General features: G+C 32.8%; 17 protein-coding genes. 9 read left to right on the top strand and 8 right to left on the bottom strand.

Annotated elements, in window-relative coordinates; translation table 11 throughout:
* Window positions 1–161: 161 nt before the first annotated feature.
* The 4 genes from gltB to N2712_05835 all read left to right on the top strand — a co-directional run bounded on the left by gltB (window position 162) and on the right by N2712_05835 (window position 7,001).
* A complete protein-coding gene (gene gltB / locus N2712_05820) occupies window positions 162–4,664 on the top strand; it encodes a glutamate synthase large subunit (protein ID MCX8029494.1) in 4,503 nt (1,500 codons plus the stop codon).
* 4 nt (window positions 4,665–4,668) lie between these two features.
* Window positions 4,669–5,520 (top strand): alpha/beta hydrolase, encoded by an 852-nt coding sequence (locus N2712_05825; GenBank protein MCX8029495.1) that lies wholly within the window; start codon window positions 4,669–4,671, stop codon window positions 5,518–5,520.
* A gap of 167 nt (window positions 5,521–5,687) precedes the next feature.
* Window positions 5,688–6,590: a cysteine synthase family protein gene (locus tag N2712_05830; GenBank protein ID MCX8029496.1), complete on the top strand. Its 903-nt coding sequence runs from the start codon at window positions 5,688–5,690 to the stop codon at window positions 6,588–6,590.
* Window positions 6,591–6,599: 9 nt separating this feature from the next.
* Window positions 6,600–7,001 (top strand): M67 family metallopeptidase, encoded by a 402-nt coding sequence (locus N2712_05835; GenBank protein MCX8029497.1) that lies wholly within the window; start codon window positions 6,600–6,602, stop codon window positions 6,999–7,001.
* A gap of 255 nt (window positions 7,002–7,256) precedes the next feature.
* On the opposite strand, the gene cfpA is transcribed toward N2712_05835, so the two are convergent.
* The 8 genes from cfpA to proB all read right to left on the bottom strand — a co-directional run bounded on the left by cfpA (window position 7,257) and on the right by proB (window position 17,862).
* Window positions 7,257–9,212, bottom strand: coding sequence for a cytoplasmic filament protein CfpA (gene cfpA, locus N2712_05840; protein ID MCX8029498.1), 1,956 nt, complete (start codon window positions 9,210–9,212; stop codon window positions 7,257–7,259).
* A gap of 152 nt (window positions 9,213–9,364) precedes the next feature.
* On the bottom strand, window positions 9,365–9,811 hold the full coding sequence (locus N2712_05845) for a glycogen-binding domain-containing protein (protein MCX8029499.1): 447 nt from the start codon (window positions 9,809–9,811) through the stop codon (window positions 9,365–9,367).
* Window positions 9,812–9,896: 85 nt separating this feature from the next.
* Complete coding sequence (locus N2712_05850) at window positions 9,897–12,818, bottom strand: hypothetical protein (GenBank protein MCX8029500.1); 2,922 nt, start codon at window positions 12,816–12,818, stop codon at window positions 9,897–9,899.
* 112 nt (window positions 12,819–12,930) lie between these two features.
* A complete protein-coding gene (locus N2712_05855) occupies window positions 12,931–13,404 on the bottom strand; it encodes a DUF721 domain-containing protein (protein ID MCX8029501.1) in 474 nt (157 codons plus the stop codon).
* On the bottom strand, window positions 13,401–14,246 hold the full coding sequence (gene proC / locus N2712_05860; GenBank protein MCX8029502.1) for a pyrroline-5-carboxylate reductase: 846 nt from the start codon (window positions 14,244–14,246) through the stop codon (window positions 13,401–13,403). Before proC ends, N2712_05855 begins: the two co-directional genes overlap by 4 nt.
* 707 nt (window positions 14,247–14,953) lie before the next feature.
* On the bottom strand, window positions 14,954–15,754 hold the full coding sequence (locus N2712_05865) for an inositol monophosphatase (GenBank protein MCX8029503.1): 801 nt from the start codon (window positions 15,752–15,754) through the stop codon (window positions 14,954–14,956).
* Between the two features lie 152 nt (window positions 15,755–15,906).
* The gene (locus tag N2712_05870; GenBank protein MCX8029504.1) at window positions 15,907–16,737 is read right to left on the bottom strand and encodes a class I SAM-dependent methyltransferase; all 831 of its coding nucleotides are present in this window, start codon (window positions 16,735–16,737) and stop codon (window positions 15,907–15,909) included.
* Window positions 16,738–16,803: 66 nt separating this feature from the next.
* Entirely contained in the window at window positions 16,804–17,862 is a 1,059-nt protein-coding gene (gene proB / locus N2712_05875; protein MCX8029505.1) for a glutamate 5-kinase, read from the bottom strand.
* 283 nt (window positions 17,863–18,145) lie between these two features.
* On the opposite strand from proB, the gene rsmH reads away from it, so the two are divergent.
* From rsmH to N2712_05900, 5 genes are all read left to right on the top strand, one after another.
* Window positions 18,146–19,042, top strand: a complete 897-nt coding sequence (gene rsmH / locus N2712_05880) for a 16S rRNA (cytosine(1402)-N(4))-methyltransferase RsmH (protein MCX8029506.1) — start codon at window positions 18,146–18,148, stop codon at window positions 19,040–19,042.
* 3 nt (window positions 19,043–19,045) lie between these two features.
* Window positions 19,046–19,306: a hypothetical protein gene (locus N2712_05885; protein MCX8029507.1), complete on the top strand. Its 261-nt coding sequence runs from the start codon at window positions 19,046–19,048 to the stop codon at window positions 19,304–19,306.
* Between the two features lie 192 nt (window positions 19,307–19,498).
* Window positions 19,499–20,662: a hypothetical protein gene (locus tag N2712_05890; protein MCX8029508.1), complete on the top strand. Its 1,164-nt coding sequence runs from the start codon at window positions 19,499–19,501 to the stop codon at window positions 20,660–20,662.
* Between the two features lie 10 nt (window positions 20,663–20,672).
* Window positions 20,673–21,629 (top strand): 1-(5-phosphoribosyl)-5-[(5-phosphoribosylamino)methylideneamino] imidazole-4-carboxamide isomerase, encoded by a 957-nt coding sequence (locus N2712_05895; GenBank protein MCX8029509.1) that lies wholly within the window; start codon window positions 20,673–20,675, stop codon window positions 21,627–21,629.
* Between the two features lie 270 nt (window positions 21,630–21,899).
* A partial coding sequence (locus N2712_05900; protein MCX8029510.1) for a flagellin occupies window positions 21,900–22,669 on the top strand: 770 nt, incomplete at its 3' end.

Raw genomic sequence — 22,669 nt, forward strand, 5'->3', positions numbered from 1 at the left:
AAACCTCATAACGTTCTTGTACAGTTCTTTTCAGATATTAAGTTATTTCAAGTTGTCCAAAATAACCTACCAAAAAATTTTACAGTTCGCTGTGTTGATCTTGAAAAAGTGAAAGTATCTTAGTATTATTTTTAAAATTTACCAACCGTAGAGGTGTATTTATGGATATAGATTGGAGAAAGTTCTATGAAAACATGCATGATGAATGTGGAGTAGGTTTTGTTGCGGATACTAGAGGACACAGAAGTCATAGTGTTGTTGTTGACGGTATAAACGCAGTTTCCAATTTGACTCACAGAGGTGCCGTTAGTTCTGATGCAAAAACTGGTGACGGATGTGGAATACTCACTAGAATTCCTTATAAGTTCTTCAAGAGAGTTTTTAACCCTTCTCTTGAAGAAGGCAAATTCGCTGTAGGTGTTATATTTCTACCTAGAGATCAAAATAAAAAAGATATTGCCACAAAGATAATAAACGAAGTTCTTAACAATAGAAATTTCGATGTAATAGGGTGGAGAAATGTTCCTGTAAGAAAAGAATTCCTGGGAGATTCTGCTTTAGAAAGTCTTCCTGATATAAAGCAAGTTTTTATTCATGTCGATAACTCTTCTAAAGAAACAGAGAGAAAACTATATATAACCAGAAAACATATTGAATATCTTTTCTATCGGAATAACCTAGAAAATCAATGCTACATAGCTTCGCTATCTTCAAGAACTATAGTCTACAAAGGTCTTCTTATTGCCCCTCAACTTCCTAACTTTTTCGTTGACTTGGGAGAAGAAGATTTCGAATCAGATTTCGTTATTTTTCACCAAAGGTACAGTACTAATACGCTACCCAATTGGTTTATAGCTCAACCTTTTAGAATGCTAGCACATAATGGAGAGATAAATACTCTTCAAGGTAACTACTATTGGATGAAGTCAAAAGAATCATCTTTTAGCGAAAGCATTTGGGGAGAAGATACAAAATACTTAAAACCTGTGATATGGCCTTATGGTAGTGATTCTTCTCAATTAGACAATGCTCTTGAACTTCTCTACATGTCTGGTAGAGACTTACTACATTCTATTATGATTCTTGTACCAGAAGCATATAAATATGATCCCTACATAGATAGCGACGTTAAGGCCTTTTTTGAATATAATTTAACTATTTCTGAACCTTGGGACGGACCCGCAGCACTCGTTATGACAGATGGAGAAGTTATTGCATCTATACTTGACAGAAATGGATTAAGACCAACAAGATATATAATTACTGACGAAAGGATTATTTTAGGATCTGAAGTCGGAATGATAGAAATCGATGAAAGCAAAGTTGTCGAAAAAGGAAAGTTAGGACCTGGAGAAATAATCGCTTTTGACCTAATCAACTGCAAAGTCTTAAAGAATGAAGAAATAAAGAAAAAATACTCAAAGAAACATCCTTACTCAGAATGGATAAAAAACATTCAAGTTGTTAAGATTTCTGACGTACCAGGGGAAAACTATCATCTTTCTTTTGAAGGAGAAGAACTAATAAGACAGCAAAGAGCTTTTGGATATGACGCAGGAGAAAAAGAAAAACAACTCGCTGAAATGATAAAAACTGGAAAAGAACCTGTAGGGGCAATGGGAGATGATACTCCGCTAGCCGTCTTATCGTTTAAACCCAAGAGTATTTTTGAATACTTCAGACAGAGGTTTGCACAAGTTACTAATCCACCAATAGATCCATACCGAGAGAAATTAGTTATGTCTCTTGACACTTATGTGGGATCTTACGGAGACATATTAGTCGATAAACCTGAAAATGCTAAACTTCTCAAGTTTTCATCACCCATTATAACAGATGCTGAGCTTGATTATCTTAAAAAATTGAACAATGAAGATTTTAAATCAATCGTTATAAAGACACTATACAAATCAAAAGACAATTCAACTAACCTTGAAAAGGAACTTGAGAGGATTATAGAAGAAGGTGTCAGAGCTGCAAGAAATGGGTATAACATAATAATATTGAGTGACAAAGGAGTTAATAGAGAGTTTACTTATGTACCCATACTTCTTGCTAGTGCTGGATTACACCATAGGCTAATAAAAGAAGGTATCAGAGCAAAATGCTCTATAGTCGTTGAAACTGGTGAAGCTAGGATAGACCATCATTTTGCTGTACTTATTGGATATGGTGTTTCTTTGATAAATCCCTATCTTGCTTATGATGTTGTTGTAGATATGGCTCAATCAGAAGATATAGAAAAGCAAGTAGAGTTTCCTTCCGACTACACTACAGTTCTTAGAAACTATCGAAGTGCTATCGAAGCCGGACTTTATAAGATAATGTCAAAAATGGGAATATCCGACATAAATAGCTATAGAGGAGCTCAAATATTCGAAGCTTTAGGTTTATCAAGTGAGTTAGTCGATAAGTATTTTACAGGTACTGTCACTAAAATACAAGGAGTAGGTATTAAGGAAATAGAAAAAGATTATCAGGAGTTTTACAAGAAAGGTTACGGAGATAATTTTGTCCCCATGGTTGATGACTATGGTTTCTACAAATACAGAAAAGACGGAGAGTTTCATGAACATAATCCAGAGATGTTAAGAGCTATACAGAAAGCAACTAGGCAAGGTGATGAAGAAGCATACAGAGAATTTTCAAAAATTGTAAACACTAGACAGCCATCATCTTTGAGAGATTTGCTTGAGATAAAGAGTGATAGAAATCCAATATCTGTTGATGAAGTAGAGTCTGAATATGAGATAGTAAAAAGATTTACCACACAGGCAATGTCTTTTGGTGCCTTAAGTAAGGAAGCTCACGAAACCATCGCTATTGCTATGAATAGATTAGGAGCAAAGAGTAATAGTGGTGAAGGTGGAGAACTTGACGAACGTCTCTATAGCGAATCAAATAGTAAGATAAAGCAAGTTGCTTCAGGTAGATTTGGAGTTACTCCTTCTTATCTTATATCAGCAGAGGAGATGGAGATAAAGATAGCGCAAGGTGCTAAGCCCGGTGAAGGTGGACAATTACCAGGTAAGAAAGTCAGCGGCGATATAGCAAGAGCAAGGCATACAAAACCTGGTATAAGTCTTATATCTCCACCTCCTCATCATGACATCTACAGCATAGAAGATATAGCACAACTTATATATGACCTTAAGCACATAAATCCTGATGGCAGAGTTTGTGTGAAACTTGTTTCCGAAACTGGTGTTGGAATAGTAGCAGCAGGAGTAGCAAAAGGATATAGCGACAGTATACAAATAAGTGGGCATAATGGCGGCACAGGTGCATCTCCTTGGGGATCAATAAAGTATGCCGGTATGCCTTGGGAACTTGGACTTGCTGAAACTCAAAGAATATTAGTTGATAACGGTCTAAGACATAAAGTCAAGTTGAGAGTCGATGGTGGCTTCAAAACTGGTAGAGATGTTATCATAGCAGCCTTACTTGGTGGAGACGAGTATGGTTTTGGTACTATGGCTATGATCGCTGAAGGTTGTATAATGGCTAGGATATGTCATACCAATAAGTGTCCTGTAGGCGTTGCTTCACAAGACCCAGAACTCAGAAAAAGATTCCCAGGTAAACCAGAATGGGTGATAAATTACTTTATATTTGTCGCCAGGGAAGTCAGAGAAATACTCGCTCAAATGGGATATAAAAAACTCGATGATATAATAGGAAGAACAGATTTACTTAAACCCAAATCTGAAGTTTATCTACCAAAAACTACTAACATAGACTTATCCTATTTATTGCAAAATTACTCTAATTGTGATAATAATCTTTTGAGATACGGTGGTAAGAAAAACGATATACCAGAAAAAGATCATATTGATGATACTGTTATCAACAATGAGGAATTTAGAAAGGCTGTCGCGGAAGATAATGGTGAAGTTAATTTTGAACTTAAGATTAAAAATACAGATAGAACAGTGGGTGCAAAAATATCAAACTATATTGTCAAAACCTACAAGAAAAACAATCCACTTGAAAACGCAAATATAAACATAACATACAGAGGTAGTGCTGGCCAAAGCTTTGGTGCCTTCATAGTAAAAGGCATCAACTTAACCCTAATAGGTGATGCTAATGATTATCTTGGTAAAGGTATGTTCGGTGGTAGAATAGTCGTAAAACCTTCTGAAAATATTAAGTTTGATCCAAGTAAGAATATTATCGCTGGTAATGTTCTTTTGTATGGTGCTATAGGTGGTGAAGTTTATATAAGAGGTAGAGTAGGAGAAAGATTTGCCGTCAGAAACAGTGGAGCTAAGGCTGTGGTAGAAGGATTAGGTGATCATGGATGCGAATACATGACAGATGGTATTGTCGTGGTTTTAGGTAATGTAGGAAAGAATTTCGGTGCAGGAATGAGTGGTGGATTAGCTTTTGTGCTCGATGAAGAAAATAGATTCCAAAAACTCTATAATCCCCAAATGGTAACTATAGTCAAAATGACACCTAATGATGAGCATATCAGCATCCTAAAGAATATGATAGAAAATCATTACAAATACACTCAAAGTACTAAGGCAAAAGAGATTCTAGATAACTTTGATAAATATGTATCGCTATTCTGGAAGGTAGTACCACTTTCAGTTGAAGACTCATCTATGGTAAAACAATATCAGGAAGAACAAAAACAACTTTCAAAAACATTTTAGGTTTATGATCGATAATAAGATATTCAAGGTTGACAAAGATAGATTCATTTCGTACTTTGAGATAGGTAAAGGGAAAGAAGTATTATTATTTATACATGGCTGGCTAACTTCAAAAGAAAGCTGGATACCCGTCATACAAAATATTGATAAACGTAAGTATAAAATAATTGCTATCGATATGCTAGGACATGGTCAAAGTTCAAGATCACTAAAACTCAACTTCAATACTTCAGAGAACATATATATCTTAACCAGATTCATAGTATCACTTGGTTTGAATAATGTCATACTTATAGGTCACTCTACAGGAGGCAAAATATCCCTCTTTCTTGCTAATAAGTTATATGAAATATCAAAAACTCTAGTTAAGAAGGTTATAATCGTCAATTCAATAGGTTCATATGAGTTTTGGAGATTACTCCACCCTATACTAAAAATTTCTTTTTGGAAACCAATACGTTTTTTAATAGGTATTTTCACAATACCACTTTTTATAAAATTTTACTTTAAGAATTTTCTATTTTTCCTTCCAATATCAGATAAAGTCAAAGAGAATATATCAAAGTACCTATCAGACTACACATCAATTCATTTCAATTCACTAAGAAATAAAATATGTGCGCTCAGAATAACAAAAAATCTTTTCGATATGTTCGTTGAGGATATAGATAGAAGTATGTTACCTGACGTTGAAATTATATGGTCACATCACGACAAACTAGTACCTATACAGGTTCAATACAAATTCTCAAAAATTTTCAAAAAACCAGTGTACATAATCTCAGAAGGAGGACACATGACTCCTATTGAAATTCCAGAAAAGCTAGCCAGCATCATAGATCATCTTGCTAAATAATCGCTCTAATAAAATTGATGACATTAAATAACAGTACCTTTCTTCTAATACTTTTATTCATTAAGTGTTTTTACTATAGAAACTTATAGTACAATGCTCAAAATAATCTATCTCAATTTGAATAAAGAAAAATTTTACAAATAAAATTTTGTTTGATAGATTTATTTATGGTAGATGTATTAAGTTTAATAGGGAATACACCTATTATCAGGATAGAGCCTTGGATTAGTAGCATATCGAAAAATGTTTTGATCTATGCCAAGTTAGAGTTTTACAATCCTGGAGGATCCATTAAGGATAGACCAGCTTACTTTATAATAAGAGATCTTGAGACTAAGGGAATTTTGAATAGTAGTAAGATACTTATTGACTCAACTTCAGGGAATACAGGTATAGCCTACGCTATGATATGTAGTATAAAAAAGTATCCTCTAACCCTTGTTGTACCAAGTAACGCTAGTGAAGAGAGAAAAAAAATACTTAGTTTCCTTGGTGCAAATGTTATCTACTCTGATCCACTTGAAGGTACTGATGGAGCTCAAGAGATAGTTTATGAGATAATCAAGAAAAATCCAGACAAATACATTCTACTTGACCAATACAGTAATCCAAATAACTATTTAGCTCATTACAACACTACTGCTCTTGAAATAATATCTCAAACTAATGGTAAGGTAACACATTTTATTTGCTCTATAGGTACAAGTGGTACATTCGTTGGTACTTCTAAAAGACTTAAAGAATTTAATCCTCTTATAAAGACATATACTGTCGAACCTGATTCTGAATACCACGGTGTTGAAGGAGTAAAACATCTTGCTTCATCCAAAATTCCAGCTATATTTGATAGCTCTTTAGTTGATGGAAAGTTCTTTATATCTACTGAAGATGCTTACAGAATGGTTAAGGAAATTGCAAAAAGGTTAGGTATTATGGTAGGTCCATCTTCAGGATTAAACTTATGCGCTGCTTTCGAGTTAGCAAAAAGAATCGATAGCGGTGTAATTGTTACAGTGTTTCCTGATAGTATAACCAGATACTTTAGTAACCAATCTCTTTGGAATTTTTAGGGGTGTTTTATGAAGATAAAAAAAGATGTTTACAATCAGATGATAGATTGGATGAAAAAAAATATTCCTTTTGAGGCATGTGGTTTACTTGTTGGAAATGGAGATACCATTGATGAGTTCATACCTATGAACAATATAGCCAAAAGCGAAACATTCTTTGAGATGGATCCTGTTGAACTTATGAATACGCTCGATAAAATCGATGAAAAGGGCAAAGACTTTATAGCAATATTCCACTCTCATCCTGTTACTGACCCATATCCTTCAAAAACTGACTTAGACAGAAACGAGTTAATTGATCATTTAATTTTTGTTATATCTTCTATGAAAGACGGCTCACCAACAGTAAAGGCATACAACATAAAAGATAAAAACGTAAAAGAAATTGGAGTTACCATATTAGATGAATAACTAGCAGAAGCTTTATGAATACAACAAAATATTTCCAAAACTTCACTCAGAAATTTCAAATATAGTTAAGGTTCCGACTTTCAAATACTAATCTTAAAAAGACTTAACCTACTATTCGTACTTTCGTTTTAAACTTCTCTTTGTAGCTAAGCAATAAAGTATACACTAACCTCAATGTTTAGACATTTTAAAAGCTAATACCCTCAAGAACAAATGCCCCCAAATAAGTAGGGGGGGGATTACCCCCTTGTCTTATTATAATTCTTCTAACTTTTCAACTGTTTTCTTAGGTGATATATCTGCTTTACCCTTAACCTTCGGTTCTTCTTGTTTTGATACATCAGACACTTTCTTATAAGCCATTTCTGAAACACTTTCTTTATCCTCAGGTTGTGCAAAAGATTGATCTATATCAGTTCTCACAGTTGATCTCCTTCTACTATATTGAGCAAACGCAACATCAGTAAATCCTTTCGACAACTGGAATAGGAACTCATTGATAACTTCAGCCATCTGTCTTAGTATAAATTGTTTCCTCTTTATTGTAGTTATATCTAATTCTAAAACTAGACCTGGTTGTATATGGTGTGGATTTAACGAGTAAGCAAACTCATTAAACCTTTCAAGGACAAAATTAATTCTTTCTTCGAGTATCACTCTTTCTAGTGGTTTTTCTTCTCCATGCATTTTCTTTAATAGATCTTGTATGAACCTTATCCTTCTAAATAAGTTATCAGTTTCCGGTATGTAGTGAGGATTACTTTCTTCAACAACAGTATCATCTGGTGATAGAAAACCTAGTTCTTGCCACTTTATTTCATCTCCACCATTCTCTGCATTTGCTTCAAAGTACTCTTTTGCCCAATCTCTTGGCATATACCTCAAAACCATATCATCAAAATCTTTTATGTTAAATCTTTTTTTGTTTTTAAGGTAGTACTGATAAGTTAACTGCCATAATCTTCTTACTTCTCTCTCAAATGCTTCAAAGTGTTTGTCATATTCTTCCCTAAGTTTGATTAATTGATTTTGATCATAGTATGCTATCTTTATTCTATAGTTTTCGTGCGGTAACTTAGTAGGATCAGATTCTTCATACTCTTTTATTACACATACTCTGGCATTTTTGAAGTTATTTATGTACTGATACCCTAATTTACCTGTATCAAGTATTGAAGTTAAAACATTAACAGCAGAGTTATATCCTCTATTTCTTATATTTTCTATATCAAATATTTTCTTTATGACTTCTCTTATATTCAAAGGATCATACTCATCAGGTGGGATTTCTGCTCTTAGTCCCTCTATTTTATCGATAAATTTCTTTGCTAAAATAGTATACCTCGTCGAGTTTTCATCTTCCTTTTCATCGCTAGTGAAGTTTTCTATCTGTCTTATCTTCTCAAATATTATTTCCGTTTTATCTAGTTCTGCTTTACCTTGATCTATCAGTTCTTCATTTATTCTTTCAATCTCCTTATCTATAAGTTCAATGATTCTATGCTGTATAGCTTCTTTTATTATCAAAGACAGTGGTACTTGATAGTGGTATATTGGGCTTATTAGCTCATTCTCAAGGATATTTATAGAGAGCTTTACATCATAGACATAGGTAGGATTGTAGGGATTATTCCTGAAGGTACCTTTCATTATCGCATAAGCATTTTGTCCTCTTACTAGTGCTCCAACATCAGTTTTTTGCCTTAATAGAGCATTAGTTCTTTCTTCTACCTCTGTAACTTCTCTTTGAATATGACCTTGTAAGTGACCATACATATTAACTATCGACTTTTCAATTTCTCCTGTGTGAAACTTATCAGGACCTGCTATCTTATCAAGTAGCTCAACTAACTCCCTTGGTGTGTATCTTGCCATCTGTCTGTTTTCTTCTCTGTCTACAAATGTTCTCACCTTCTTCAAAAATTCATCCTCAACAGTCTTTAAGTACCTATTCATCATGTTTTGATATGTGATGTTAATATAGTTATAGATTTTGTCCCTTATACTTCCCATTATGTCAAGCTTATCAGACATTTCAGGAGGGAGTTTAGTTATTATTTTATTCATTAATTCATTAGTCAAATCATTAACAAACTTCTTATCTTCAGCTTCTTTTGACCTCCCTTCCTGAACTAAACTTTCGTGGCTACCAACCGCACTAGGTATATTGGGGTCAAAAATATTAGGCCCCTTTGGAAATTGATCTAACATATAAACCTCCTCTTGAAGAATTTTTATAAAAACACTTCATAAATCAAACAAAAAAATTTTAAATATCTTTTAACTGTTTTTGTGATTATTGCCTAGAGCAAGAAATGGGATGCAGAAATACTTTCTGCATCCCCAACTCAACATAGAATCAATTACTCAACTACTAAAACTGCGTTTTTGCCACCAAAGCCGTCATCGACATACTCAGTTGGTTTTGGTGATATATATTGTTCTAATTCACTCATATCTTTTGGCCAATTCCCGTCGATATAATACTTGTATAAATACTTACCTGAATCCCACTCAACCTCTATTTCAAAAATACCATCTCCATCTGGATCTTCCATAGCATAATTAGGATCTGTTGGATTCCATCCATTAAATGAACCAACTAAGTTAACAGAAGATGCTCCACCATACTCGCTAGAGTTAAAAGAGAAAACTATCTTACCAGCCTTTATTTTACCTTCACCTGTAGTCACTTTTGCCGATTTTCGGTCTTTTTTTGCACTTGCTTTTTTAGTACCACCAGCAGGAGCACAAGATACCAGTGCCATACCAAAAGCTAGAACAACTAGCAAACCTATTAGCCTTCTCATAATTTACCCTCCTTTGCTTTAGCTTTATTTTAAGAATTTGGTTTTTCATTGTCAAGAAAAAATAAAGAACACTATAAAGTAAAGATCAGAACTCATATCCTATTTGGAAGTAAGTTTTCCAATCCTGAGTATCAAGCAATTTATGTCCATCAAAAGGTGAAGCAAAATCAAATCTTAACTTAAATCCTGTCCCTAACAATACCCCTATTCCTACACCTACACCAACCTTCAAATCTTTTAGCTTAAAGAGTCCATCAGTTGTGTCAAAATATGTAATCTGCCATTTTGTAGGATCATCTCCTATAATTCCAACATCAACAAAAGCACTAGCAAAAACAGGTGGAAACGAGAAACCAAAAGGTCCTAATAACGCTCTTATAAGAGCAATTCTAATTTCAAGATTGGATAAAAGAAAAGTTGTACCACTAAACTCTCCAAACCTATATCCTCTTATCGTCCCAATACCACCCAAGAAAAACCTAATATCCTTAGCATCATCTCCAAACTTACTACCTCCAACAAATCTAAACGCTAAAGTATCTATAAGTGTTATCATTAAATACCCTCTAAAATCTCCTATCACAGAAAATAAACTCTTATCACCACTAAAAAACGCAGGATAATATGAAAACTTCATCTGAGTTCTTATACCATTAATAGGTCCTACCACAGTCCATAGAGTAGAATCATATGAATAACTCAAAGAAATACTATTCAAAGAGTATAACTTTTTCGATAGGTACAACCTATTAATATAGTCAAAAATAGGAACATCATAATATTCAGTTCTTTCAGCATACAAATCTATCCTCGAAAATGTAGAAAATGGGTAAGAAACAAATCCTGAAAATCCTGCCTTTGAATAATAATTGTTTTCTATTTCATAAAACATCGAAGGTAAATAGAAAAAGTTCATCAATGAAAAAAGGTAGTCTCTTATATTATATGCTTGAAGACCAAAATCAAAATAGTATTTATAATTAACATAAGACAGTACAAAGTTAAGTTCAGAGATACTAAAACTATCTATACCACTTACATATGCATTGTTAAATAGAATAGAAAGCCTTTGATCTCCAAGAATATCACTAAACCCTGCACCAAAAAGTAAAATAAACCCTAAATCCGAACTTAAAGTAAAGGCACCCGTAAGATAATCAACTGTAGGTATCATCAAATATTTACTCACTTCTCTTGGATTTATACCAGAAATTCTAGAATACTCAAAGTTAAAGTTACTGATATCAGATACTAAAATCAATGTACTATTTGACAGTTCATCACTATATAGTTTAGATGGATCAAAATCCTTTTCATACAAGTTATAAGTAAAGTTATTTACTGATGAAAATATGACTTTCGTTGACGTGATATCCAATTTCGGCGAGAAAGCACCTGTAATAATTTTTGAAAATCTCCTTATTATATTACTCTCAAAACTATAAACGAATATATTCCTGACTCCATCGATGGTTGATACAAAAAATAAATATTTACCATCACATGATAAAAATGGATTCTGCTCTTCTCCACCTATATCGATAAACTTCTCTATACTACCATCAGATAACCGCAAACGGTATATATCTGTATCTTGAGAGAAGAGACTAGGTTTGTTTCTAGTAGAGATAAAATACACGTAATCCTTATCTGGGGATATCCTTGGCTCAGAATCATAGAATATATCATCTGTAAGTCTCTTTAGATCTTTAGTAACAAGGTTAAAAATGTATATATCCTCTCTTAGCCCATCAAAACCAGAAAATACAACAACTTCTCCATCAAGAGAAATATCCGGAGATGAAATTATCCTAATATCTCCAAATGGTATCTGATAAGAATAATCGCTCGATATATTATATATATTCAAGACATCCCTACCTCCAGATCTAGAAACAAATACTATAATTCCATTAGTTGAAGAAGATATGTTGTTCCTAGTTATATGAAACTCCAGATAATTCTCGTCAAATCCCCCTATAACAAGTGTCCTAACAACTTTTTTCTGATTTATATCAAAAAGGACTATTTTAGGATATATATCTTTGTATGTCAAAAACGCAACTAGATTAGATGAGATAAAAGTTGGTATAAACTTACTATAAGATTGGGAACCATAAGGTTCACCAGTTATTGATTTAGCAAAGCCATCAGCTTCTTCGTAAGAAGACATCATAGAGAGATATTTCTTCCTAGTTTCATATACAAAAGACTTTTCGATATCTTCAAGAGCCATACCTACTTCTGACTTGAAAGGATCCTTATCACCCTTGAGATAAGACTTGAAAATCTTATATATGGTTGGCTTACCAAATTTATCACCGATATATTTCAGTATAGCTTGTCCTTGTTTATATATGAGTATATACTCTCCAGGCATTAGTTTATTAATATCCGATAACCTAGATATGGGTACTATTGAATTATTTACTGCAACATCTCTTATAATTTCTTCAGTTGAAAAATCCCACTCAACAGAGTAATATTCTGCCATTCCCTCAACAAACCACAAAGGTATATTAACATCCACACTTCTTAAAATCTTTCTGAACTGCGGGGACTTAAAAGAATCAAACTGATATACATGAACCATTTCATGCTGCAAAACTCTTCTGAAAAATCCCCAATTACCATTTATTGGCATGACAAGTCTATTTTTAAGTCCTTCAGTAAACCCACCAGTACCCTCACCTACAAAACCATCTATTACATTATTTGCCTGAAAATCAATTTGGTTAGGAAACAAGATAACAGGAAATACTTCGTATAACTCTCTTTGAGTAATCACTCTCAACTCATCATCAGCATCTTTTAATGCCCTAATTACGATTTTTGAAATGTTTGTCTGCTTTTCATCTATAAATACCCTATAATTACCTATGTCATATATATACCAATCATGCGTATCATAAGTAACTTTATTCTTACCAAAACCCCATCCGTTATAACCACTTAAAAATATATGATAAAAAGCAAAAAACCAAATTAGAAGCCTTACCAACTTCATATATAAGAATGATAATAAAAACCTGTCTTTTAATCAAACTGAAAACAACAACTTCAAAAGTTTCAATTAGTGTAACCCCTCATAATACCAAAAATCAAGAGAGTTGGACATATTATTTAATATTCTTTCTAGCATTTCTAACCATACTTATAGTTTCAAAGAAAATTTGAAGAGATTCTTTTACTTCATCATCTTCTACACTTGACACTAAACTACTTATTCTCGTCTTATCTCGATGAGTTAAATAAAATTCAATAGCCGGTTTTGAACTATGGTCAATAATACTTTTGAATTTACTAAATTTGTTTATATCATAAACAGTTTTCAAAGTTTTTACTTCTAGGTTGAGTACTAACTTTATTCTACTTTTTAATATTTTTTGATTTAAGTAAAGTTCAGTGGCAATAACTGGATCATCACATGCTAGGTAAAGCTCTGAATTTTTTACAAAAAACTTATAAGGTACAGAATGAGAGTAAAAAAAACTACCTGCTATTTCTTTCCAGTCTATTAATATTGAGTAAAGTATCAATACACTCGGTGGAACAGTATTTGATAAAACTTTCTTAATATAAGAAGACATCATTTCGACAACTCCTTTGATTTTTTAGTTGCACCTTCTACTGCTTTCATAAACGCATATCTAACTTTGTTTTTCTCAAGAACTTTTATACCTTCTGCAGTAGTACCTCCTGGAGACATAACCATATCTTTAAGTTCTTCAGGGTGTTTGCTACCAAGATTCTCAATAACCATTTTAGCACTACCCAAGACAGTCTGAGCAGCCAATAACAAAGCATCACTTCTACTGAGCCCCATTCTAACGGCTCCATCAGCTAAAGCCTGTATAACAACAAATATATACGCAGGACCGCTACCAGAAAGACCTGTTATAACATCCATTAAATCTTCATCACTAACAATAACACACCTACCAAGAGCGCCAAAAATCCTAAGTATAATATCTTTATCTTCATCTCTGATATCACTGGAGAAACAAATTCCAAAAGCACCCTCACCAACTAAAGTGGGAGTATTCGGCATAACTCTTACAATTGGTATTTCAAACCCCACAGCATCCCTCACACGGCTTATCTTAGTTCCAGCAAGTATTGAAATCAAAACTTTATTTTCAATTAAATTGTCATACTTAATATCCAAGCCTTTGAGATTCCTAATCTCTTCTAGTGAAACAAATAAATCTTTGGGTTTAACACAAAGAAATACAAAATCTGTATTTTCAAAAAGATTAACAACACTATTAGCAGTCTTCAAACCAACCCTTCTGGCCTCTAATATCTTTGCTTCTTCCTTATCGTACACAAATATTTCATCTTTGGTAGCAATACCTTTATCAACAATACCCTTAGCAAGAACACTTCCCATATTACCAAAACCTATAAAACCTACTTTCTTTCCAAGATCCATAACTAAAGTATCAAAAATGCCATAAGAAATTTCAAATTTCTTTGATTATAAAAACTCCAAATTTCACCAGATCAGTTATTAGGATTCATACTCCCACTAAAAACAGTTTATCCGTAGTAATTTATAACACATCACTTCAAAATAACCTACTTCAATACCGAAATACCAATATTACTACACCTAAAGCACATAACTCAATCTAACTATCAAATATCAAAATTACATTGTTTAAAAACAATCGTACCCCTTATCATTACCACAATCTAAATGATAAAAATTACTTTTGATAACCCTAATATAAAGGGTTACCCAATTACCAGAAGTAATAACTCTTATGCTTCTACATTTTTTACAGTTTAATCATATAATACAAACTCTACACAACCATACATTACAGCATTATGCTCACCTCTAAAACGAAAGTAACACTAAAACGCAATAATATTATCCTAACTATAGACAATCTAACATCTTACTGTCTCAATATTAACTAATACCCAAATCAACGCGCAATAAAAGAAATTTAGGGTAAAAACTCATATCATCCAGTTACTAAATTTTAACTTCTGAAATCTCCTTTAGTTAGATCCGAAACCTAAATCAAAAGGTACGACTGTAAAAAAGCTAAGGAGAAGTTAAATCCTAATCATTATCATTACCTCTAGTCAAAATTAAATAAAAACTCACTAAGAATAGACTAGCAATATCTAGGGCGATTTAACATCCTTAAGTATTTCAATAATCATATCATGCACAAGTCCATTTGAAGCAACAACAGTTTTTGAATGAATTGTATATTCATTTCCGTAATAGTCAGTAACTTTGCCACCTGCCTCTTCAACAATAATCTTACCAGCAGAAGTATCCCATGGTTTAAGGTTTTCTTCATAAAAAACTTCAAAACTACCTCTTGCAACATAAACAAAATCCATACAAGCAGATCCTAACCTTCTAAACCCTTGATAATCTTTTAGTATAGCTCTCATTGGTTTTATAAGCTCCTCAATTCTACCTTCTCTTCTATATGGAAAACCCGTAACTACTAAAGAGTGTTGAGAACTACTAATTTTAGATACATATATTTTTTTGTTATTCATATAGCTACCATCACCTAATGAAGCATAATACATTTCACCTAGTATTGGATTATATATCACTCCACCCACAATTCTGCCATCAACTTCTAAACCAATAGAAACCGAAACAAAAGGCACAGAATGTATGAAATTTACAGTACCATCTAACGGATCAATTATCCACTTTATACTACTTTCTGAAACAACTTCTCCACTTTCTTCAGCAACAATACTTGAAGAAGGATATCTTTCAAGTAACTTGCTTATTATGAGATTCTCAGACTTCCTGTCATACTCAGTGACAGGATCAGCATAACCTTTGAGTTCATAATGTATCCCCTCATCAAGGATCTTATAATATCCCTCTTTTATAATTTCCCCAGCTTCAAAAGCAACCTCCGATGCAAACAAAACCATATCTCTATACTTCATAAACAAATTCCCATAGCAGGATATTATCTTAAAAGATATACATACCAAAAAATAAACATCAAAAACCTCTAAATAAATCAATGGTTAAAAAATCAAATATTCCACGTTAAGCAATCTACATCATAAAGAAGAATACAAAATAACTATCAAAACTACTTAATTCCCACCATTACCATAGAACTCATAATAGTTAAATCACCAAACCTAATTTTTCCGAGTATATGATAAGCAGCTGTCTTGAGTAACCTAAGAACTCTATAAATTCTATTAGTGTTTAAGAATACCTTGACAAGTTTTGGAAACAATCCAAACTCTACAGGATAAAACTCATAAACTTTTTTGTACCCAACATCAAAAAGCAATCTGCGCAAAGTTTTGTTCGTAAAATAATGTAAGTGTCCTGGAAGATAATAGTGATATTTATTACCCCAAAACTTGCTCTGAAGACCATTCATGTTTGCAGTTTGTATTAGGATAAGTCCTCCTTTAGTTGTCGAATTGTATAGTTTAGTTATCACTCTCCTAGGATCCTCTAAATGTTCTATAACTTCAATCATAGTTATCATGTCAAACTTATTCTGATCCAAACATACATTACTAACATCACCTTTGAATACTGTTAAACCTCTCTGAACAGCATAGGTATAAGCATATTCTGAAATCTCAATACCATATGGTTCAAGCCCAAATAGCTTAGCCCTTTCTAAAAAACCTCCAAATGAACATCCAACATCAAGTATAGTTCTAGGATAAGAGTTATTTTCCTTTTTGTATATCTCCATAAGCCTTTTTAAACGTCTATCCCAAACCAAATGAGAACCTTTAATACTCCTCTCATCAACATAAGAATAAAAACTAATCCCAGAATAGTACCCTTCTGTATAAAAACTTTGTAAATCTTCACTACTTGGAAACGGATACCTAAACATAACACCACAATTACAACATCTATAAACATCAAAGTTGTATCTAAATGATTTCAAAGAATAAGTAACTTTATCGCTCCCACAGATTCTGCAATACATATAAATATATATCGTAAACAAATTCTAGAGCAAAACCATATTGTCAATGTGTATAACTTCCTCATCATAGTCAGAAACACCTAAAATATCACCTATTTCAGAACTCTTCCTACCTATTATTTTGCTAATCTCATTTGACGAATAATTTGTTATACCTATAGCGATATTATTACCGTTTGTATCAGATATAAATACTACATCTCCAACCGTGAATTTACCTTTAACTTCTTTGATACCAACTGGTAGAAGACTCTTTTTAGCCTTTATAGCATTCACTGCTCCACCATCAACAATTATGGTACCTTTTTTCTTTGACATAAGGAGTAACTTCTCTTTAAATGACCTAACTTTTATTTCAGGAATAAATTTTGTTCCTTCATCACCCTCAAGTATCCTTCTAATAGCATTCTCAACAAATCCATTAGCTATGATACACTCAACACCTGACTTCATACAAAGAAAACCTGCTTGAATTTTAGTTTTCATGCCTCCTGTTGAAAACTCAAACTTTTTACCCTTCATAAACCTAGAAACTTCTTTAATATCCCTAATCTCTTTCACTAGTGTCTGTCTTTCCGTACCATAATCTTTAAAAACTCCATCAACATCAGTAAGTATAATAAGTTTATCAGCTTGTATAGTAGTAGCAACAAGTGCTGATAGTATATCATTATTACCAAACTTTATCTCTTCAACAGCAACAGCATCATTTTCATTAACTATAGGTATAATACCCATCTTAAATAATTCATTAACCGTGTTAATAAGATTTAGCAAACTCTTTTTCGAATTCAATTCACTATAGGTAAGCAGTATTTGAGCAACATTCATATCAAACTGCTTAAACAAATCTTGATATAGTTTCATAAGTTCTACTTGACCTACGCTTGATAATGCCTGCTTCTCAGATAAATTCAAAGCCCTTGTAATCGAAAGAACTTTTCTTCCAAGACCTATGGCACCACTTGATACAACAATAACTTTATTATTTTTTCTAACTAGACTGGCAATTTCCGATACCAAATTAGCTATAGTAGACCTATCTAAAACAATCTTAGTACCTACTTTTACAACCAAAAGCATAGTAAAAAATTTAACCGATATTTTTCTTTTCTTTCAAAAAACCCCTACAAGACCTACATAGTTAGGATTTAAAACAACCCCAATTAAGCAAACTAAAAAAGTCAACCTCGCTGAAATTCTTGATTCTACTACTGTAGGCAGTATATTTTCAAGATAGAAATAATTAACATTATATCATAACATTATAAACTGATACCCATAATAACAGCAAATTTATCAATAAAAAATATCAAACAACTCAAAAGGAAATAAAACCTAGCAAACATTTAGAATTATTAAAACTATGGAAGAAATTTTTTACCACAAACCTGTAATGCTAAAGGAAGTCTTAGATCATCTCAACATAAGAGAAGATGGTAATTACCTCGACTGTACCTGTGGTGAAGGAGGGCATTCTTATGAAATTGCAAAACGCCTTGGTGATAAGGGTAAATTACTGTGCATAGATAAAGATAGAGATATTCTCGAAAGAGCAAAGATAAGATTAAAAGAGTTCAAAAATGTCTATTTTCTAAACGAAGGATTTGAAAACATTGACAGAATAAGCATTGAGAGCGGAATCGAAAAATTTGATGGAGTATTAGTCGATTTAGGAGTCTCAATGTATCATTACGCCAACAAAAACAAAGGTTTTAGTTTTGATTCAGATGCTCCACTCACAATGATATATTCAAAAGCAGATAAGGTTACATACACTGCTTATGAAGTTGTAAATAAATTTTCAAAAAAGGAACTCATAAACATCATATTCACGTATGGTCAAGAACCATTTGCCAGAAAAATAGCAGATATCATAGTCGAATATAGAAAGAAAAAAAGAATAGAAACTCCTAGAGAATTAGCAGAGATAATAAGAACAAATCTAAAGAACTACCCAAGAAAAAAAATCCACCCAGCAACAAAAACATTTATGGCGATAAGAATATTCGTAAACGATGAGTTTGGAGTTATCCAGAAGCTTCTCTCTAAAATTAGTAAATTCATGTCACCAGGAGCAAAACTATGTATAATAACATTCCACTCAGGTGAAGATAGATTTGTCAAACTTAAAATGAAAGAATTAGTTAAAGAAGGAGATTTTAGAATAGTAACACCAAAACCGATAATACCAACAATAGAAGAACAAAAGTTTAATCCTTCATCAAGATCTGCTAAACTAAGAGTTTATGAGAAGGTGTAAGCTATGAAAAGGTTTTACTTGGTAGTCATGATGCTTATATTGGCAAGTATCCTTATATTTTCAGTTATACAAAAACAGTACTTCAAGAATCTATGTAAGGAAGAAGAAATGCTAAACAGGAAAATATCCTATCTCAAAGATGAATACTTCAAAACCATATCTGAAATAGAAAAGTTAACTACAATAGAAAAATTACTTGATAAAAACCAAAACTACAAAGTATCGTTAAACAAAGTTATAATAATAAAAGGAAAACAACCTTAAGGCTCAATATCTTAGAGTATCTATAAGTTATAATCCACCCTTCCAATATTACCAAACCATTACAATCAATTGAAATTTCAATTATCATTTTTCTTGTATTAATCCTGTCGAAAAACAATACCAAAGATCATTATTCAAGACGATAACCTTTTTGAGTGTAAGGGAGTTTATTAATTGTTTATAATTCAAACTATGAGAGAAGGTGTAATATTAACGATTCCTCCAATAAACCTAGATAACTTTTTATCATTATCAGAAGATAGAAGCTTTCATGACTTATATGTAGGAGGAAGATTTAAGATAATAGACTGGCTAATAGGAAACTTTGAACGAGTTGGTATAGAAGACTTCATAATAATAACCAATCATCCTTCAATAGAAGAACATATCGCACTCTCCTGGGATAATGTAAAAGTTCTAATACTTACAAAAGACAAAGATACTTTCAAATACGAATACTCAAATTTCAACGTAAATCCCTTCAACAAAACAACCCCAAACTCCAATAAGACTTTTTTCGATATTGAAAACTTCCTTTACCAAAATTACAGAAAAATTTTCTGGTCTATAGGATATCCAATATGGTTTCCTTTTGAAAACTATTATGACGAAATAAAAAACTTTTCAATAGGACTTATGTACTCAAAAGTTGGAAGCATTCAACACTATCACTCTGGTATCTTTTCTCAAAGATACTTTTCAGAATTGATCGAAGCAATAAAATTTGAAAAATACAGTACCTTTATACATACCTACAAAGAGCATAATTCTTACGAAACAAAATACTTCTTATTTCTCCCATTTTCTACACTTAAAGAATATTTCAAGATGAACATAAGCATCCTTGACTGGAAGATAATAAACGAATATGAAAGTCTTTTTGGGAAGTACCCAATAAGATGTAAATCCAGGTACCTCAACCCTGCTACTATTGGAAAACATGGTAAATTTGCAAATTCCTTGATAGCAGACAATACCTTTGTAGATGGTACTGTTGAAAACAGTATTATTTGTCCTGATGTAAAGATAGAGAAAGACACAAAACTAAGAAACGTTATAATATACCCGGGAAACTGGATAGGTAGAAATGTTGAAATGAATAATGTTATAATTGATGAAGTAACAACAAACTTGAAATTCCCAAACATAGCGGATGATTGTGTGTTAGGAGGTAAAGGCCTAGGTGCACCTAATACCAGATATCCATCAATAATGAATTTTGATGCAACACTAATAGGTAAAAATGTCATAATACCCAAGAAAACACAAGTAAGCCTAAACGCTTACATTCCATCAAATGTAGATCTTAACAAATTGAAAGTTGGTAGATATGTAAAAAGTAGCACAGTATTTTAGGGAGGTAAGTATGAAATTTATAATACCAGCAGTAGACATATATGACAACAAGGTGGTAAGATTAACTCGTGGTGACTTCTCACAAGCCACAGTATACTCTGATGATCCTATTGGTGTTATAAGAGACTTATACTCAAAAGGCTTCAGAAGATTACACCTTGTTGACCTTGAAGGAGCAAAAACAGGTGAAATAAAAACCTTTGAACTTATTAAGACAATCAAAAACAAATATAAGGATCTGATTCTTCAATTTGGTGGTGGAGTTAGAAGTTATGAAATAGCAGAAAATATCATAAATGCAGGAGCAGATTATGTGATCATAGGAACCATGTTTATCAAAAAACCAGAAGAATTTAAAAATGTCCTAAATAAGTTTAGAGAAAGAGTAATATTATCACTTGACATAAATGTTGACAAAATAGTAATACATGGTTGGCAATCTGATGTTGAGATATCAGTTGAAGAAGCGTTCGATAAAGCACTAAGAATGGGAGTAACTAGAATCATGTCAACGGATATAACTAGAGACGGAACTCTACTAGGTCCCGATATAAGATTTATAACCTCTCTACTTGAAACACTCAAACAGAAACACCTAAATATAGTAGTAGAAGAAATAATGAAGATAGAAAATATACAACACATCCTTAAAGAAGGAATAGATATATTAACTAAAGGTGTAAATGAATTTATGGAAACTCTAAAAAATCCAAGAGCAGGTAATTATGAACTAAAACAAAAACTTGATGAATACGACAAAGCAATCGATACATACAAAGAAAGCCTGATCGAGAAGTTACCTCTAAAAGATATTCTCCAAAAGTATCCAAAACCCTATCTTATAATATCAGGTGGAGTATCAAGCGATAGCGATATTGACGATATACTAAAAATAAACAACGGCTTTTTGGAAGGAATAATCGTTGGTAAAAGTCTATACGAAGGCAGAATAACTTTCTTAAGATAGTAACAGTCTATTACATGTAATAATGGAACACCATCTTACTGCAAGTTGAATTTTTAAAAAGAAATAAAACCCATAAAACATGGTTATTAACACTATTTAACAAATTAAAGTAAAAGATACCAGCTATCCGATATTACATCTGTAAGTAGGGGTGGATAGCTGGTAGCAAAAGAACCGCTAAGAGAAGTATCGGCTATCCCCCTCTAAGGTTTAGGTTTTTGAAATAGATCCCCTCAAGATGAGGGGAAATATAAAACCAAGGAGGGGTTTATGATTATAAATCACAACATATCATCAATTTTTGCCAATAGGCAGTACAAGATCAACAACTGGAGCTTAGACTCAAACCTTGAGAAGTTGTCATCTGGCCTTAAGATTAACAAGGCTGGTGATGACGCCTCGGGTTTAGCCGTCTCAGAAAAGATGAGAGCTCAGATAAGAGGGTTATTGAGAGCTGAAAGAAACGTTGAAGATGGTATATCATTCATTCAAACTGCTGAAGGTTATATTGATCAAACAACTCAAGTACTCCAAAGGCTTAGAGAATTAGCAGTTCAAGCATCAAATGGTATCTATACCGACGAAGATAGGCTCTATATTCAGGTTGAAGTTTCTCAGTTAGTTGCTGAAGTTGATAGAATTGCTTCTCATGCACAGTTTAATGGTCTTACAATGTTAACAGGTAGGTTTGCAAAGAGAACTGAAACTACCATTCCTACAGCAAGTATGTGGTTACATGTTGGAGCAAATATGGATCAGAGAATTCAAGTCAATATTGAATCAATGACAGCAGTAGCACTGGGAATAAAGGATGGAGCAACAGGAGAAATAATAAGTCTATCATCTCCTGAGAAATCTAACAGGGCTATTGGTATCATAGATCAAGCACTCCAGAAAGTAAACAAACAGAGAGCAGATCTAGGTGCTTATCAGAACAGACTAATGTATACAGCAAAATCATTACTAATTGGGTACGAAAACTTACAAGCAGCAGAATCTAGAATAAGAGACACAGATATGGCATATGAAATGAGTGACTT

The organism is Brevinematales bacterium, from assembly GCA_026415355.1.
Lineage (GTDB): Bacteria > Spirochaetota > Brevinematia > DTOW01 > DTOW01 > SKYB106.

Bases quoted from the DNA above. Each gene is read 5' to 3' on its own strand.
- N2712_05890 (MCX8029508.1), top strand. From the start codon at position 19,499: ATGAGAGAAGGTGTAATATTAACGATTCCTCCAATAAACCTAGATAAC.
- N2712_05830 (MCX8029496.1), top strand. From the start codon at position 5,688: ATGGTAGATGTATTAAGTTTAATAGGGAATACACCTATTATCAGGATA.
- N2712_05855 (MCX8029501.1), bottom strand. From the start codon at position 13,404: ATGATGTCTTCTTATATTAAGAAAGTTTTATCAAATACTGTTCCACCG.
- gltB (MCX8029494.1), top strand. From the start codon at position 162: ATGGATATAGATTGGAGAAAGTTCTATGAAAACATGCATGATGAATGT.
- N2712_05845 (MCX8029499.1), bottom strand. From the start codon at position 9,811: ATGAGAAGGCTAATAGGTTTGCTAGTTGTTCTAGCTTTTGGTATGGCA.
- N2712_05825 (MCX8029495.1), top strand. From the start codon at position 4,669: ATGATCGATAATAAGATATTCAAGGTTGACAAAGATAGATTCATTTCG.
- N2712_05865 (MCX8029503.1), bottom strand. From the start codon at position 15,754: ATGAAGTATAGAGATATGGTTTTGTTTGCATCGGAGGTTGCTTTTGAA.
- N2712_05835 (MCX8029497.1), top strand. From the start codon at position 6,600: ATGAAGATAAAAAAAGATGTTTACAATCAGATGATAGATTGGATGAAA.
- N2712_05850 (MCX8029500.1), bottom strand. From the start codon at position 12,818: ATGAAGTTGGTAAGGCTTCTAATTTGGTTTTTTGCTTTTTATCATATA.
- N2712_05895 (MCX8029509.1), top strand. From the start codon at position 20,673: ATGAAATTTATAATACCAGCAGTAGACATATATGACAACAAGGTGGTA.
- rsmH (MCX8029506.1), top strand. From the start codon at position 18,146: ATGGAAGAAATTTTTTACCACAAACCTGTAATGCTAAAGGAAGTCTTA.
- N2712_05885 (MCX8029507.1), top strand. From the start codon at position 19,046: ATGAAAAGGTTTTACTTGGTAGTCATGATGCTTATATTGGCAAGTATC.
- proC (MCX8029502.1), bottom strand. From the start codon at position 14,246: ATGGATCTTGGAAAGAAAGTAGGTTTTATAGGTTTTGGTAATATGGGA.
- proB (MCX8029505.1), bottom strand. From the start codon at position 17,862: ATGCTTTTGGTTGTAAAAGTAGGTACTAAGATTGTTTTAGATAGGTCT.
- cfpA (MCX8029498.1), bottom strand. From the start codon at position 9,212: ATGTTAGATCAATTTCCAAAGGGGCCTAATATTTTTGACCCCAATATA.